Source organism: Citrobacter sp. wls826, assembly GCF_005281245.1.
Lineage (GTDB): Bacteria > Pseudomonadota > Gammaproteobacteria > Enterobacterales > Enterobacteriaceae > Citrobacter > Citrobacter braakii.
Map to the genome: position 1 here is coordinate 27,596 of NZ_SZWS01000023.1, position 13,448 is coordinate 41,043.

The 13,448-nt window shown below is 54.1% G+C and carries 15 protein-coding genes; 3 read left to right on the plus strand and 12 right to left on the minus strand.

Annotated features, from left to right (window positions below; translation table 11 throughout):
* Positions 1-167 precede the first annotated feature (167 nt).
* The 11 genes from flgL to flgB all read right to left on the minus strand — a co-directional run bounded on the left by flgL (position 168) and on the right by flgB (position 10,062).
* Positions 168-1,121, minus strand: a complete 954-nt coding sequence (gene flgL / locus FDW87_RS04760) for a flagellar hook-associated protein FlgL (protein WP_016152634.1) — start codon at positions 1,119-1,121, stop codon at positions 168-170.
* 14 nt (positions 1,122-1,135) lie between these two features.
* Positions 1,136-2,794, minus strand: coding sequence for a flagellar hook-associated protein FlgK (flgK, locus tag FDW87_RS04765; protein ID WP_046274758.1), 1,659 nt, complete (start codon positions 2,792-2,794; stop codon positions 1,136-1,138).
* A gap of 64 nt (positions 2,795-2,858) precedes the next feature.
* A complete protein-coding gene (gene flgJ / locus FDW87_RS04770) occupies positions 2,859-3,809 on the minus strand; it encodes a flagellar assembly peptidoglycan hydrolase FlgJ (protein WP_016152632.1) in 951 nt (316 codons plus the stop codon).
* Complete coding sequence (locus FDW87_RS04775) at positions 3,809-4,885, minus strand: flagellar basal body P-ring protein FlgI (RefSeq protein ID WP_019076467.1); 1,077 nt, start codon at positions 4,883-4,885, stop codon at positions 3,809-3,811. Before FDW87_RS04775 ends, flgJ begins: the two co-directional genes overlap by 1 nt.
* Positions 4,886-4,918: 33 nt before the next feature.
* Positions 4,919-5,617 carry a flagellar basal body L-ring protein FlgH gene (gene flgH / locus FDW87_RS04780; protein WP_016152630.1) on the minus strand — a complete coding sequence of 233 codons (699 nt, stop codon included), beginning with the start codon at positions 5,615-5,617 and terminating at the stop codon, positions 4,919-4,921.
* Between the two features lie 57 nt (positions 5,618-5,674).
* Positions 5,675-6,457 carry a flagellar basal-body rod protein FlgG gene (flgG, locus tag FDW87_RS04785; protein ID WP_003036202.1) on the minus strand — a complete coding sequence of 261 codons (783 nt, stop codon included), beginning with the start codon at positions 6,455-6,457 and terminating at the stop codon, positions 5,675-5,677.
* Positions 6,458-6,470: 13 nt separating this feature from the next.
* Positions 6,471-7,226, minus strand: a complete 756-nt coding sequence (locus tag FDW87_RS04790) for a flagellar basal body rod protein FlgF (RefSeq protein ID WP_137379499.1) — start codon at positions 7,224-7,226, stop codon at positions 6,471-6,473.
* 20 nt (positions 7,227-7,246) lie between these two features.
* Entirely contained in the window at positions 7,247-8,500 is a 1,254-nt protein-coding gene (flgE, locus tag FDW87_RS04795; protein WP_016152628.1) for a flagellar hook protein FlgE, read from the minus strand.
* A 26-nt stretch (positions 8,501-8,526) separates the two neighbouring features.
* Positions 8,527-9,225 (minus strand): flagellar hook assembly protein FlgD, encoded by a 699-nt coding sequence (gene flgD, locus FDW87_RS04800; RefSeq protein WP_016152627.1) that lies wholly within the window; start codon positions 9,223-9,225, stop codon positions 8,527-8,529.
* Positions 9,226-9,237: 12 nt separating this feature from the next.
* Positions 9,238-9,642: a flagellar basal body rod protein FlgC gene (flgC, locus tag FDW87_RS04805; protein ID WP_006685091.1), complete on the minus strand. Its 405-nt coding sequence runs from the start codon at positions 9,640-9,642 to the stop codon at positions 9,238-9,240.
* Positions 9,643-9,645: 3 nt separating this feature from the next.
* A complete protein-coding gene (gene flgB, locus FDW87_RS04810; protein WP_016152626.1) occupies positions 9,646-10,062 on the minus strand; it encodes a flagellar basal body rod protein FlgB in 417 nt (138 codons plus the stop codon).
* Positions 10,063-10,219: 157 nt separating this feature from the next.
* On the opposite strand from flgB, the gene flgA reads away from it, so the two are divergent.
* From flgA to flgN, 3 genes are all read left to right on the plus strand, one after another.
* Positions 10,220-10,879: a flagellar basal body P-ring formation chaperone FlgA gene (gene flgA / locus FDW87_RS04815; protein ID WP_016156187.1), complete on the plus strand. Its 660-nt coding sequence runs from the start codon at positions 10,220-10,222 to the stop codon at positions 10,877-10,879.
* A 93-nt stretch (positions 10,880-10,972) separates the two neighbouring features.
* Positions 10,973-11,266 carry a flagellar biosynthesis anti-sigma factor FlgM gene (gene flgM / locus FDW87_RS04820; RefSeq protein ID WP_016152624.1) on the plus strand — a complete coding sequence of 98 codons (294 nt, stop codon included), beginning with the start codon at positions 10,973-10,975 and terminating at the stop codon, positions 11,264-11,266.
* Positions 11,267-11,269: 3 nt separating this feature from the next.
* Complete coding sequence (flgN, locus tag FDW87_RS04825) at positions 11,270-11,692, plus strand: flagella biosynthesis chaperone FlgN (protein WP_016152623.1); 423 nt, start codon at positions 11,270-11,272, stop codon at positions 11,690-11,692.
* An 85-nt stretch (positions 11,693-11,777) separates the two neighbouring features.
* Here flgN and murJ read toward each other — a convergent pair whose 3' ends face one another.
* Positions 11,778-13,313: a murein biosynthesis integral membrane protein MurJ gene (gene murJ / locus FDW87_RS04830; RefSeq protein ID WP_003836768.1), complete on the minus strand. Its 1,536-nt coding sequence runs from the start codon at positions 13,311-13,313 to the stop codon at positions 11,778-11,780.
* Positions 13,314-13,448 lie beyond the last annotated feature (135 nt).

Sequence of the window (13,448 nt, forward strand, 5' to 3'; positions counted from 1 at the left end):
GGCGTGGTTACGCTGGCAATCTTTAGCGGTGCAATTGCGCGGGTAATAAGACTAACGGGGAATCTGTCGCTGAGAAAATAACAGTGGCCTAAAAAAATGCCCGCTCCGGGGTGTTAAAGGAGCGGGCAGACAAACATATCCAGTTTCATGATATGTTCAAAAAGGTGTTACCGGTTCAGTTGAAATAGCGACATTCCCTGCATATCGGTAAACGTTTTATACGATGCCTGCAGTGCGGCCTGCTGCATCACGTAGGACGAAATCGCTGCGTTCCAGTCAACATCCACCAGATTGCTCATCTGCTGAGTCTGGCCCAATGCGCGATCGGCGCCCAGTGAATCCAGTGAACTTAACTCGCTGAGCTGAGTCCCTAATTCTGCACGAACAGAAAGCACGTTATTCAGTGAATTTTTCAGGCCACGACTGGTTTTATCAATGGCTGCAGAGGCGGTAGCTTTTGCCGCGTCATTACCCTCAATCGGGGTTTTGAGCGCATCAATAGCGGTATCCAGCATTTTGAACAGGTTCTTTTCCTGAGTACCGCCGCCAGGTTCCGGTACGGCATTGCTGGTCAGATTAACAAATACTTTATCGCCAGTATGACCAATCACCATGGTACGGGAGGCATCGACCTGCTGGGTCACATTTGTTGTACCGCCGCTGTAAGCGCCATCTGCCTGAGCAAACGGTGCAGATTCTGTTTTATATCCGCCAAAAATATAGCGTCCATTACCGTCGGTGCTGTTCGCCAGGTTCATCAGTTGATCGCGGATCCCCTGCAGGTCGGTGGCCAGCGATGCACGGTCGTCATCGCTTAACGTGCCGTTCGCGGCATAGACAATTTTTTCCTGCGCGGTCTGAATTGCCGTCGTTACCTGACTCAGTACGTTCTCTTCCAGCGATACTTTTTGCGTCGCAAATGAACGCGCCAGCGTATATTGGCTGTTCTGCGCCTGTGCTTGAGAAAGCACCACGGCCTGCGAGGCGGCGATCGGATCGTCAGATGGGTTGATCACACGTTTGCCCGTTGACATCTGCTCGCCGAACTTCATCCATTCAGCCTGAGAGTTAGTGATGCCACGCATATTCTGCTGGTACATCATCTGGGTGCTGATACGCATTGTGTCCCTCTCCCTTAGCGAATATTAATCAGTGCATCAAACAGCGCATTTGCGGTTTGCAGCACTTGCGCATTAGCCAGGTAATACTGTTGATAGCGCTGTAAGTTACCGTATTCTTCGTCGAGGTTGACGCCGGAAATAGACTGCTGCTGCTTATAAAGCTGCGTTACCACGTTGTTCTGGGTAATGGCGCTGGTTTTCAGCGTCGCGGTTTTGTTCCCGACATCGCTTACCAGCGTGGCATATGCATCGTTGAAGGTCTTATTACCCACGGTAGCTTTGGTCTGCAGATCCAGCAGTTTCTGACCGTTACGGTTATCGCTTTTTCCCTTATCAATATCCGGGTCCGGATCATTTTTTGAGACCTGGGCCATGGCGATTTTCGACTCATCGGTCACCATGACTTTCATATCAACAACGGCGTTACTGACAGGTTTCACTGTGAAGCTGTCATTTGCTTTTGCGCCAGCATTTACGGTGATTTCCATCCCGTCAAAGGACATCTTCCCACCGGTAACGGTAGCTTTGAAGCTGGTATTATCCGCCAGGCGAGTAACCTGCCAGTCCGTCCCGTCATAAACGATTTTATAATCGGTCGCCTGTACAGCAGAGCTGTCGGTAATCTTCGCGCTTAACGATCCTGTTCCTGTATTTTTAGCGTTGTTGAATACTGCCGGGCTACCGATAGCAAAGAAATCCTTACCCTGATCGCCGTTCGCGTCAAAACCCTCTTTATGCTGGGTGTTAAACGCATCGGCAAACGCCAACGCCAGTTGGCCCAGCGTATTACGCGTCTGGTCAAGCTCTTGAGAACGGAAGGTCAACAGCCCGCCCAGTGAACCGGTATTCAACAGTTTTTCGGGAATTTCAACCTCGCCGGCAACCCCGTCGACGTAGGCCACTGTGGTACGATTGGGATCGTCACTGGAGGGCACAGCCGCCAGCTGTCGTGCATTGCTGCCCTGCACCAGTGAATAGCCGTTCGCCATGGTTATGTTGTAAGTCCCGCCGTCCTGAACGCTGACTTCAACACCAACAATCTGGTTTAGTTCACTGACCAGTTGGTCGCGCTGGTCGAGTAAATCGTTAGGCGATGCGCCCGCGCCGACGCCGGTCAGACGGGAAATCTGATCGTTGAGGCTGGCAATCTGTTTTGAATAGTTGTTGATCTGGTCAACGCTGGCCTTGATCGCAGTATTAACCTGCTTGTCTTGATCGCGCAGATACTGGTCGGTTGTTCTGAACTGGTTGACTAAACCATCAGCTTTACCGATCAGCGCCTGGCGCGCCGCCGGGTCTTCCGCGTTACTGACAAGGGTTTGCAGGCTGGTAAAAAAGTCCTGCATTGAGGTCGAAATGGAACTGGTTTTGCTGGAGAGCAGATTGTCGATTTTCGACATTTGTTCATAGCGCGTTGTCAGGCCGCTGCTTTGGTTCTGCGCGGCACGTAACTGATTCGTGATAAAGGAGTCATACTCGCGCTGTACGCCAGAAACATAGACGCCATTGCCAACCCAGCCCCCCGCACCCAGCGTGCTGTTCGCTTGTGCCATAATTGTCGTTTGACGGGTGTATCCGGCAACGTTATAGCTGGAGATGTTATTACTGGCAGAATTCAACGCGGCCTGCGCTGCGGCGAGTCCACTCATCGCGTTATTAATCAAGCTGGACATGGAGGTTCCTTGTAATCCTTCAATACTCGTTATTATCGGCAGCAGGTTGGTAGACTTGAGCTATTTAAAAGAGATTATCGATATTCGTACTGTAGGTTTTGCTCACTTTTTCGCTCATCGATTTCAACTGCTGGATCATGCTGGTTAATTTACGCGCATAGTTAGGGTCAGTCGCGTAACCAGCATTCTGCAAAGCCTGTGCCCCCTGCTCGGCGGTAGCAGCGGCGGTTACCGCCGCATAGCGCGGGTTACGCGATATCAGACCGACATAATCCGACAGTGCCTCAAGGTAAGAGCTATAGACGCGGAATCGGGCTTTCACCTTTTTCGCCTCGCCGTTTTCATATTCGGTGGTGGTGATTTCGGTGGTTGGGCCTTTCCAGCTTCCCGACGCCTTCACGCCAAAAATGTTAAAGCTCGGTTCACCGTTCTCACGGCGGATTTGTCGCTGCCCCCATCCGGACTCCAGCGCCGCCTGCGCCAGAATCAGATGATGCGGAACCCCGCTTTGCTGACTTGCCAGCTTAGCCGGCAGCGATAGCTGGGCGAGGAAGTCTTTGCTGTCACCTGACAGCGGCTCATCATTGCTTTCCGTCGCGCGGGGAATGGCTTTACGGACCAGTTGCGTCAGCGCCTGGTTTTGATAGCTGGTCACCGTTTCCAAGGAGAACTTCATTGGCACCTGCGGCGCATCGTCTGCAGGTTGTGCCTGCCCTTCAGTCATCTGCTTAACCATCATTTCAGCCAGTCCCAGACCTTTACCTGCGGTCATCTGCTGCGCAATTTGTTGGTCATACATGCTGGTATACAAACGTGTTGAATCACTGCTAAAAACGCCATCTTTCGGCAGCGCTTCACGCATGCTTTTCAGCATCATTTGTACGAACATCCCTTCTACCTGACGGGCAACCGGGCGGATATTCGCCGCCGGGTCCTGACCCGCTTTCGCTTTCAGTTCGTTCAGTGATTGCGCATCCCAGGCGGCACTGGTCAGCAGTTTGCTGTCACCAATCATTAGATGATTTCCAGTTTGGCGCGTAAGCATCCCGCGCTCTGCATCGATTGCAGAATGGACATCAGATCCATCGGCGTTGCCCCTAGCGCATTAAGCGCACGCACAACATTGTTCAGGTTGGCGCTGGAACGCACGCTTTGCAGCGAACCGCCGCTCTGGCGCAGATCGATCTGGGTTTGAGGTGTCACCACGGTCTGTCCACCGCCAAACGGTGTATCCGGCTGGCTGACGTTCGCCTGGCGGTTTACCGTTATCGACAAGTTGCCTTGCGCGACGGCACAGCTATCCAGCGTGACTTCACGGTTCATGACAACGGATCCGGTGCGCGAGTTGATAATCACTTTCGCATCCTGCGGCGTGACATTCACCTCCATATTCTGGATGTCAGCAAGGAAACGCACCTGCGAACTGTTGCCGCTTGGCACGCGTACCTGAATCGTCCGGGCGTCCAGCGCAGTGGCGCTACCAAAGCCGCGCGAACGGTTAATGGTGTCGGTTATCTGCTGCGCCATAGTGAAATCTTCATTATTGAGCTGCAGATTAATAGTGTTACCGCCGCCGAACTGGCTGGGTAATTCACGTTCGATGGTCGCGCCGTTGGTAATACGTCCGCCATTGAGCTGGTTTACCTGCACGCTGCTGCCACCCGCAGCCGCGCCTGCACCGCCTACCAGAATATTCCCCTGCGCCAGCGCATATACCTGGCTATCGACCCCTTTCAGCGGGGTCATCAACAACGTTCCGCCGCGCAGGCTTTTGGCGTTCCCCATGGAAGAGACCACTACGTCAATGGTTTGCCCCTGACGACCAAAGGCCGGGAATTGCGCGGTCACCATCACCGCCGCCACGTTTTTCAGCTGCATATTGGTGCCGGTTGGCACGGTAATTCCCAACTGCGAAAGCATGTTGTTGAGCGTTTGCGTAGTAAACGGCGTCTGGGTAGTCTGGTCACCCGTGCCATCCAAACCGACCACCAGCCCATAACCGATCAACGAGTTTTCCCGCACGCCCTGAACGCTGGTCAGGTCACGAATACGGTCGGCATGCGCAAAGGTGGTTATCAGCACCAGTACCATTCCAACTAAAGATTTAAACACTGGCTACCTCGCTTACATCGGCGACAAGTTAAGGAAGAAACGCTGCAACCAGCCCATATTCTGCGCTTCATTGATGTAGCCGTTGCCGACATACTCAATACGTGCGTCCGCAACCTGAGTTGACGGTACGGAGTTGCTGCCACTGATGGTGCGCGGGTTAACGACCCCGGAGAAGCGAATGAATTCAGTGCCCTGATTAATGGCGATCTGTTTTTCACCCACAACATGTAAGTTGCCATTCACCAGTACCTGATCGACCGTTACGGTCAGCGTACCGCTGAAGGTATTGCTGGCGTTCGCGCCGCCTTTACCGTTAAAGGTGTTACCGCCTGAAGCTTCTACGTCAGCACGCTCGTTGCCAAACAGTCCTTGCAAATAACGCGGTACGGTATCAAAGCCAAAGTTTGTCTTGCCGTCGCGGCTGGCATTAGCCGAAGAACTTTTGCTCGCGCTGACGTTTTCCTGCAATACGATGGTCAACGTATCGCCAATATTGCGCGGACGGCGGTCTTCGAATAGCGGCTGATAACCGTAGTTAATCGGTTGGGCCGACTGGAAGATTGATCCATTCGCCACCGGCGTCGGGCCAGGAACAGGCTGGGCAGACGTTGCGCCCTGCACGAGGGGCGTGGCCGGGATCCAGGCGCATCCTGTCAGTGAAACCACCAACAGGGCTAAAATTGGGTATGGGTGAAGCGCGTATTTTCGCATTGCGGTCATCTTCAAAATCAGTGTGCCGGTGAGGCTTTCACCCCACCGGGCCACACTTTAGAGTTGCGTCAGTTTTTGCAGCATCTGATCGGTGGTCGATACCGCTTTACTGTTGATTTCGTAAGCGCGCTGCACCTGGATCATGTTTACCAGCTCTTCCGCCACGTTGACGTTAGAGGTTTCAACATAACCCTGGTACAGCAGACCCGCGCCGTTCAGCCCCGGAGTGCTCTCATTCGGCGCACCGGATGACTGCGTTTCGGTGTACAGATTCTCACCAATGCTTTCCAGACCGGTATCGTTCATAAAAGTAGTCAGGTTAAGCTGCCCAACCTGAACCGGTGCTGCCTGGCCCTGCTGGGTTACGCTGACGATACCGTCGCGTCCAATGGTGATACTGAGCGAGTTAGCCGGGATGGTGATAGCCGGCTGAACCTGAAAACCACCCGCAGTCACCAGTTGACCGTTCTGATCCACCTGGAAAGAACCGTCACGGGTGTAGGCGGACGTGCCATCAGGCAGCATGACCTGGAAAAAGCCCTGCCCTTTAATCGCCACATCTTTACTGTTGTTGGTCTGCGACAGGTTCCCCTGGCTGTGTAAACGCTCGGTCGCGACCGGGCGCACACCGGTACCAATCTGCAAACCAGACGGCAGTGTGGTTTGTTCAGAAGACTGTGCGCCAGGCTGGCGAATCGTCTGGTACAACAGATCTTCAAACACGGCACGTTGACGCTTAAATCCGTTGGTGCTGACGTTTGCCAGGTTGTTGGCAATCACATCCATGTTGGTTTGCTGCGCATCCAGGCCGGTTTTGGCGATCCATAATGAACTGATCATAAAATGTCCTGTATTAACTCATCGACAGCAGTTGGTTGGCGCGACCCGCGTTATCATCCACGCTACTGATAATCTTCATTTGCATTTCGAAACGACGGGCGTTGGTAATCATGTCACTCATCGCGGCTACCGGCTTAACGTTACTGCCTTCCAGCACACCCGACATAACGCGAATGCTGGGGTCGGCCTGTAACGTAGCGCCACGGGTAGCCTGCGCGGCCTGAGTCAGACGGAACATACCGTCATCGCCACGTTGCACTTCACTCCCCGTGGCCTTCACCAGTTTCAGTCGCCCAACTGGCGCAACGGTGTTAGCCGGATCGCCAGGGTTGAGCGCCGAGATCGTGCCGTCTGCCGCAATGGTGACTTCTGAACCTTCCGGTACGGCTATTGGTCCGGCTTCGCCAATCACCGGGTGTCCCTGAATGGTCAGCTCCCCCGTAGGGCTTACCTGAATGGCGCCATTTCGGGTATATCCTTCGCTACCGTCCGCGGTCTGCACAGCCAACCAGCCATCCTGTTGCAGCGCCACGTCCAGCGGACGTGAGGTATAGTCCATCTGACCCGGCGTCATATCGGCCCCCGGCGTGGAGGCCACCACCAGCGTACGCGTCGGTAAAGACAATCCTTCAACGGGAACCGCGCGCAGCGCATTGAGTTGCGCACGAAAACCCGGCGTTGAGGCGTTTGCCAGGTTGCTGGCCGTCACCGCTTGTTGATTCAGCGTCTGACTGGCCGCGCCCATGGCGGTATAAATTGCGTGATCCATTAAGCCATCCCGTCAGGCGCTTAGCGCAGGTTGACCAGCGTGTTGAGGATCTGGTCCTGGGTTTTGATGGTCTGCGCGTTCGACTGATAGTTACGCTGGGCGACGATCATATTCACCAGTTCTTTACTCAAATCCACGTTTGATGCTTCCAGCGCGCCGTTGGTCAGCTTGCCGAAGTTACCCTCGCCTGCGGTACCCAGCAGCGCCACGCCGGAAGACTGAGTAGCTGCCCAGACGTTGTCACCCTGAGAAGCCAGACCTTCGTTGTTGGCAAAGTTTGCCAGCACGATCTGCCCCAGAACCTGTTGCTGTTCGTTGGAGTAGTTACCGACCACAGTACCGTCATTGTTAATCTGGTAGCTCACCAGGTCGCCCGGCTTATAGCCATTCTGATTCGTGGCAACGATGTTGTTGGCGCCAGTGTTCTGCTGCATGGAGTTCAGGAAGCTCAGGGAGAAATTTGCCGCATCAGCACCGTTAATCTGCCCGGTTGTGATGTTGATTTCCTTTGGCCAGACGGTAGGAGGCGTTGGTACCGCCTCGGCGGCTGTGGCGCTAATCCCTAAGAACACACCATTTTCATTAAAGCGCATAAACCCTGCTGATTTTGCAGCGGCTCCGGTTGAAGCATCCTGTGTGTGAACTTCCCAGGTGTTGCTCTGCGCATTTTTGACATAAAAAATATTCATGTCATGGGCGTTACCCTGGCTATCGAAAACGGTAACGGTGCCTTTTTTGTTGTAGGAATCCGCATCGCTGGGATTAAACGGGGTCTTCGTTGGCACCTTGTCAGTGGAGTTCAGGTTGATCTGCATTGACGCAGTCGTGGTGGTTTTAGCCGCCATCAGCGTATTCGGGATAGTGATCGGCGCCGGGTTAGCACCTTGCTGTATCGTTGGCGGTGTACCGGTAGCCGGATAGCCCGTCAGCTGTAGTCCCTGCATGTTGACGATATTGCGGTTTTCATCGAGCTTGAACTGACCGTTACGGCTGTAGAAAACGGAACCGTTGCTGTCTACCATGCGGAAAAAACCGTTCTGGCTGATAGCGACATCCAGCCCGCGACCGGTGTTGGTCGTGGTACCGTCGGTAAAGTCCTGGGTAATGCCCGCAACTTTAACGCCCAGACCCACTTTAGAACCGGCGAACATATCGGCAAACGAGGCCGTACCGGATTTAAAACCGTAGGTGGCGGAGTTGGCGATGTTGTTACCAATGACATCGAGGTTGGTCGCTGCAGCGTTCAGACCGCTGACCGCTTGTGAAAAGGCCATGACTTACTCCTGATAAGTGTGAAGGCTTAAATGATCTGCCGTACTTCGTCGAGGGTGGTGGTTCCATAGGTGCCCAGATCCAGCGTATTACCGCCGTTACTGCGAATAACGCCCTGCACCAGCGCAAACTGAAGCGGCTGAGCCACCAGTTGTGTTCCGCCATTACTGGCAGCAATTGACACGTTGTAAGAACCGCTTGGCGCATCCGTGCCATCGGTCATGGTGCCGTCCCAGGTAAAGGTATGAACGCCCGCTTTCAACCCACCAATATCAATGGTGCGTACCACCTTGCCGTCTTTATCGGTAATGGTTGCGGTAACCTTATCTGCCGGTTGCTGCAGTTCAACGCCAAACGGCGTAGTGGTGGTTTTTGCGCCCTCTTCCGTACCTTTACCGGTCAGGATGGTGGTACCTGGGATCATGACACCGTGGCCAATCAGCGTACTGGCCTGCAGCGACTGACTGTTGTCGATCTGCCCGGAGATCGATCCCAGCGTGGTGTTCAGTTTCTCAATTCCACTCACGGTACTGATTTGCGCCAACTGGGTGGTCAGTTCGTTGTTTTGCAGCGGGTTGGTTGGATCCTGGTTTTTCAGCTGTGCCACCAGCAGCGTAAGGAAGCTGCTTTGCAGGTCCGCGGCGTTGCTGCCCGTCAGCGAACTCTTCCCCGTTGCGTCATTCACACCCGTCGTGCTCGGGTCATTCATTTTTACAGCAATAGACATGTGCGCCTCCTTTTACTGGCCTAGCGTCAGCGTTTTGAGCATCAAGCTTTTCACCGTATTGAGCACTTCAACGTTTGCCTGGTAGCTACGCGAGGCTGACATGGTGTTGACCATTTCGCCGACGACGTCCACATTCGGCATTTTTACGTAACCGTTCGCATCGGCCAGCGGATTACCGGGTTCATAAACCAGCTTATCCGGCGCCTGGCTTTCAATGACGTCAGCGACTTTTACGCCACCGGTTGCCGCACCTGGCGCGGCATCAACCTGAAAAACAACCTGCTTCGCGCGATAGGGCTGACCGTCAGGTCCGGTGACGCTATCCGCATTCGCCATGTTGCTGGCTGCCACGTTCAGGCGCTTAGACTGAGCCGTCAGCGCAGAGCCTGCGATATCAAAAATATTTAACAGCGCCACGAATTAGTTCCCTCCTTGCAGCACGTTCATCATGCCTTTGATTTGTCCACCCAACGCGGTCAGCCCCATTTGATACTTGAGGCTGTTGTCTGCAAATTGCGTACGCTCCCGGTCCATATCTACCGTGTTGCCATCGAGAGACGGCTGATCAGGAATGCGGTAGAGCAGTTCCGTAGAAGGAGCGGAAACGGTCTGGGCCGGAATGTGTTGTGCAGAGGTCAGCGTCAACGAGACACCGCCGGTTTCTTCCCGTCCCCGCACCATGACTTTTTTTAATTCACTGGCGAAATCCAGGTCGCGCGCCTGATACCCCGGCGTGTCGGCATTGGCTATGTTGGCCGCCAATACTTCCTGGCGTTGGGCGCGCAAATTCAGCGCTTCCTGTTGAAAACGTAAGGCGGCGTCGAGCTTATCGAGCATATCTCCTCCGCAAATGACAAAATTCAGCCGACAGCTTAAATCCCATTACGCGCGCGTTATCGCCGGAATAAACGCAAAATGCGTCGCTATTTGTTGCGTTGATGACTGCGTCACACAGGTAGAATCCTGTCACTACCTGAAAAAGCGCGAGGTTTTGATGCAAACGTTTAAACGTGGAGTCGTCGTAGCAGCACTGCTGTTCAGTCCTATGACGCTGGCGCAAGACCTGAATTCACAGCTGACGGCATGGTTTTCCCAGCGACTGGCCGGATTTAGCGATGAGGTCGTCGTTACTATCCGAACGTCGCCAAACTTATTGCCGAGCTGCGAACAACCGGCATTAAGCGTGTCCGGGAGTGCAAAATTGTGGGGTAATGTGAACGTGCTGGCGCGCTGCGCCAACGAGAAACGTTATCTGCAGGTGAACGTGCAGGCCACGGGAAACTACGTTGTTGCCGCCGCGCCCGTCGCTCGGGGTAGCGCCCTGACTTCGGCCAGCGTAACGCTAAAACGAGGTCGACTGGACCAACTCCCTCCGCGCGCCGTGCTGGATATGAATCAGGTGCAGGATGCCGTAAGCCTGCGCGATCTGGTGCCAGGTCAGCCGATACAGCTTTCCATGTTGCGCCAGGCATGGCGAATCAAGGCCGGTCAGCGCGTCCTGGTTATTGCCAACGGAGATGGCTTTCGGGTGAATGCCGAAGGTAAAGCGCTGAACAATGCCGCCGTCGCCCAGAATGCCCGAGTACGGATGATTTCAGGCCAGGTGGTGAGCGGTGTCGTCGATTCTGATGGGAATATTCTTATTAACCTATAATAGGTTAAAGATTTTTTAGCGTGTGCCGATAGATAAACAACCAATGATTACAGCGGGCCGCTATAGCGTAACCCCTCGATGAGGATAAACAAAATGAGCATTGATCGTACCTCACCATTGAAGCCAGTAAGTACCGTTCAGCCACGTGAAACCAGCGATGCGCCGGTACAAAAAACGCGGAAGGAAAAAACCACCGCCACCACCAGCACCAGCGTCATGCTGAGCGACGCCCAGGCCAAACTGATGCAGCCCGGCACCAATGACATCAATATGGAACGCGTGGAAGCACTGAAAACCGCGATCCGTAATGGCGAGCTGAAAATGGACACCGGAAAAATTGCCGACTCGCTGATCCGCGAGGCGCAGAGCTACTTACAGAGTAAATAAAGTATGACTCGTTTGTCAGAAATACTTGACCAGATGACGACCGTCCTCAATGACCTGAAAACGGTAATGGATGCTGAACAGCAGCAGCTTTCCGCAGGATATATTAACGGCAGCCAGCTACAGCGTATTACAGAAGAAAAAAGCTCTTTGCTGGCAACCCTTGATTACCTGGAGCAGCAGCGCCGTCTGGAGCATGACGCCACGCGCAGCGCCAATGATGAAATTGCCGAGCGTTGGCAGACCATTACCCGAAAAACACAGGACCTACGCGAACTCAACCAGCACAACGGTTGGCTGCTGGAAGGGCAGATCGAGCGCAATCAACAAGCGATTCAAGTGCTGAAACCGCACCAGGAACCGGCGCTGTATGGCGCAAACGGTCAAACCTCTGCTGCGCACCGCGGCGGGAAAAAATTCTCTATCTGATGCTAGCCTGATAACGTTTTGCTTATCAGGCCTACGCGTTTTGTAGGCCGGATACGGCGTCATGCCGCCATCCGGCATTAATCTGTTACGCCGTCCGGCGCACAAACTCTTTCACTTTAAAGCCCAGCACCGCGAGCGCAGCGAAGTAAGCAGCAATACCGGCCACCACAACGGCCATCAGACGCAGCAGACGCCATAACATCGTTCCCTGCGACCAGTCCGGCATGATGTAGAGCATCCCAACCAGCGCCGCCGACATCACCAGCACAGAAATCACCAGTCGCGCCAGGAACCAGGCCCAACCCGGTTGTGGGGTAAAAATTTTCTGTTTACGCAGTTGCCAGTACAGCAGTGAAGCGTTCAGACACGCCGCCAGACCAATCGACAGCGACAGCCCGGCATGTTTCAGCGGCCCAATAAATGCCAGGTTCATTACCTGGGTCATAATCAGCGTGACAATGGCAATCTTGACTGGCGTTTTAATATCCTGGCGCGAATAAAAACCTGGGGCCAACACTTTCACCACGATCAAGCCAATCAAACCTACCGAATATGCCACCAGCGCGCGCTGCGTCATCGCGGCGTCAAAGGCGGTAAATTTACCGTACTGGAACAGAGAAACCGTCAGCGGTTTGGCCAGAATCCCCAACGCCACGGCGCTCGGTAATGCCAACAGAAAACACAAACGCAGGCCCCAGTCCATCAGACGGCAATACTCATCATGATTACCGCTGGAAAAACTTTTGGATAGCGAGGGCAGCAGGATAGTCCCCAACGCGACGCCAAGTACGCCAGACGGAAACTCCATCAGACGGTCAGCATAATACATCCATGACACTGAGCCAGAGGCCAGAAACGAAGCGAAAATCGTATTGATGATCAGTGAAATCTGGCTGACAGATACCCCAAGGATCGCCGGGCCCATTTGCTTGACGACGCGCATCGCCCCCGCATCACGGAAGTTCACGCGCGGCAGCACCAGCATGCCAATTTTCTTCAGGTGCGGAAGCTGATAAATCAGCTGCAGCACGCCGCCAACGGTAACGGCCCACGCCAGCGCCAGCACCGGAGGGTGAAAATAAGGAGCAGCAAACAGCGCGAAACCGATCATGCTGATATTCAGAAAGGTCGGCGCAAACGCCGGAATGGAAAAGCGATTCCAGGTATTCAGGATCGCACCCACCAGCGAAGCCAGCGAGATCAGCAGAATATACGGAAAGGTGATCCGTAGCAGTTGAGTGGTCAGCGCAAATTTGTCCGCGGTGTCGGCAAACCCAGGCGCGGTGACTAAAATCACCCACGGGGCAGCCAGCATTCCGGCGACCGTCACCACGGCCAGCGCCAGAGTCAACAGCCCGGAAACGTAAGCGACAAAGACGCGGGTCGCATCCTCCCCCTGCTTACTTTTATATTCGGCAAGAATAGGCACAAACGCCTGCGAAAAAGCGCCCTCAGCAAAGATTCGGCGCAGCAGGTTAGGAAGTTTGAACGCCACAAAAAAGGCATCAGTCGCCATCCCTGCGCCAAAAATTCTGGCGACAATCGCATCACGCGCAAAACCCAGCACACGTGAAAACATCGTCATCGAGCTGACGGCTGCCAGCGACTTTAATAAATTCATCTATGTTGTATTCCAGACTCTGAGGCAAAACCCCGACAAACCTGCCCGTAGGTCGGATAAGGCATGATCGCCGCCATCCGGCACTTTTGCTGTGCCTGATGGCGACGCCGTAGCGTCTTATCAGGCCGACAAACC

Coding starts and splice junctions, on each gene's coding strand:
- FDW87_RS04790 (WP_137379499.1), bottom strand. CDS start 7,226: ATGGATCACGCAATTTATACCGCCATGGGCGCGGCCAGTCAGACGCTG.
- FDW87_RS04775 (WP_019076467.1), bottom strand. CDS start 4,885: ATGGTACTGGTGCTGATAACCACCTTTGCGCATGCCGACCGTATTCGT.
- flgH (WP_016152630.1), bottom strand. CDS start 5,617: ATGCGAAAATACGCGCTTCACCCATACCCAATTTTAGCCCTGTTGGTG.
- murJ (WP_003836768.1), bottom strand. CDS start 13,313: ATGAATTTATTAAAGTCGCTGGCAGCCGTCAGCTCGATGACGATGTTT.
- flgK (WP_046274758.1), bottom strand. CDS start 2,794: ATGTCCAGCTTGATTAATAACGCGATGAGTGGACTCGCCGCAGCGCAG.
- flgG (WP_003036202.1), bottom strand. CDS start 6,457: ATGATCAGTTCATTATGGATCGCCAAAACCGGCCTGGATGCGCAGCAA.
- flgM (WP_016152624.1), top strand. CDS start 10,973: ATGAGCATTGATCGTACCTCACCATTGAAGCCAGTAAGTACCGTTCAG.
- flgA (WP_016156187.1), top strand. CDS start 10,220: ATGCAAACGTTTAAACGTGGAGTCGTCGTAGCAGCACTGCTGTTCAGT.
- flgB (WP_016152626.1), bottom strand. CDS start 10,062: ATGCTCGATAAGCTCGACGCCGCCTTACGTTTTCAACAGGAAGCGCTG.
- flgD (WP_016152627.1), bottom strand. CDS start 9,225: ATGTCTATTGCTGTAAAAATGAATGACCCGAGCACGACGGGTGTGAAT.
- flgJ (WP_016152632.1), bottom strand. CDS start 3,809: ATGATTGGTGACAGCAAACTGCTGACCAGTGCCGCCTGGGATGCGCAA.
- flgN (WP_016152623.1), top strand. CDS start 11,270: ATGACTCGTTTGTCAGAAATACTTGACCAGATGACGACCGTCCTCAAT.
- flgL (WP_016152634.1), bottom strand. CDS start 1,121: ATGCGTATCAGCACCCAGATGATGTACCAGCAGAATATGCGTGGCATC.
- flgE (WP_016152628.1), bottom strand. CDS start 8,500: ATGGCCTTTTCACAAGCGGTCAGCGGTCTGAACGCTGCAGCGACCAAC.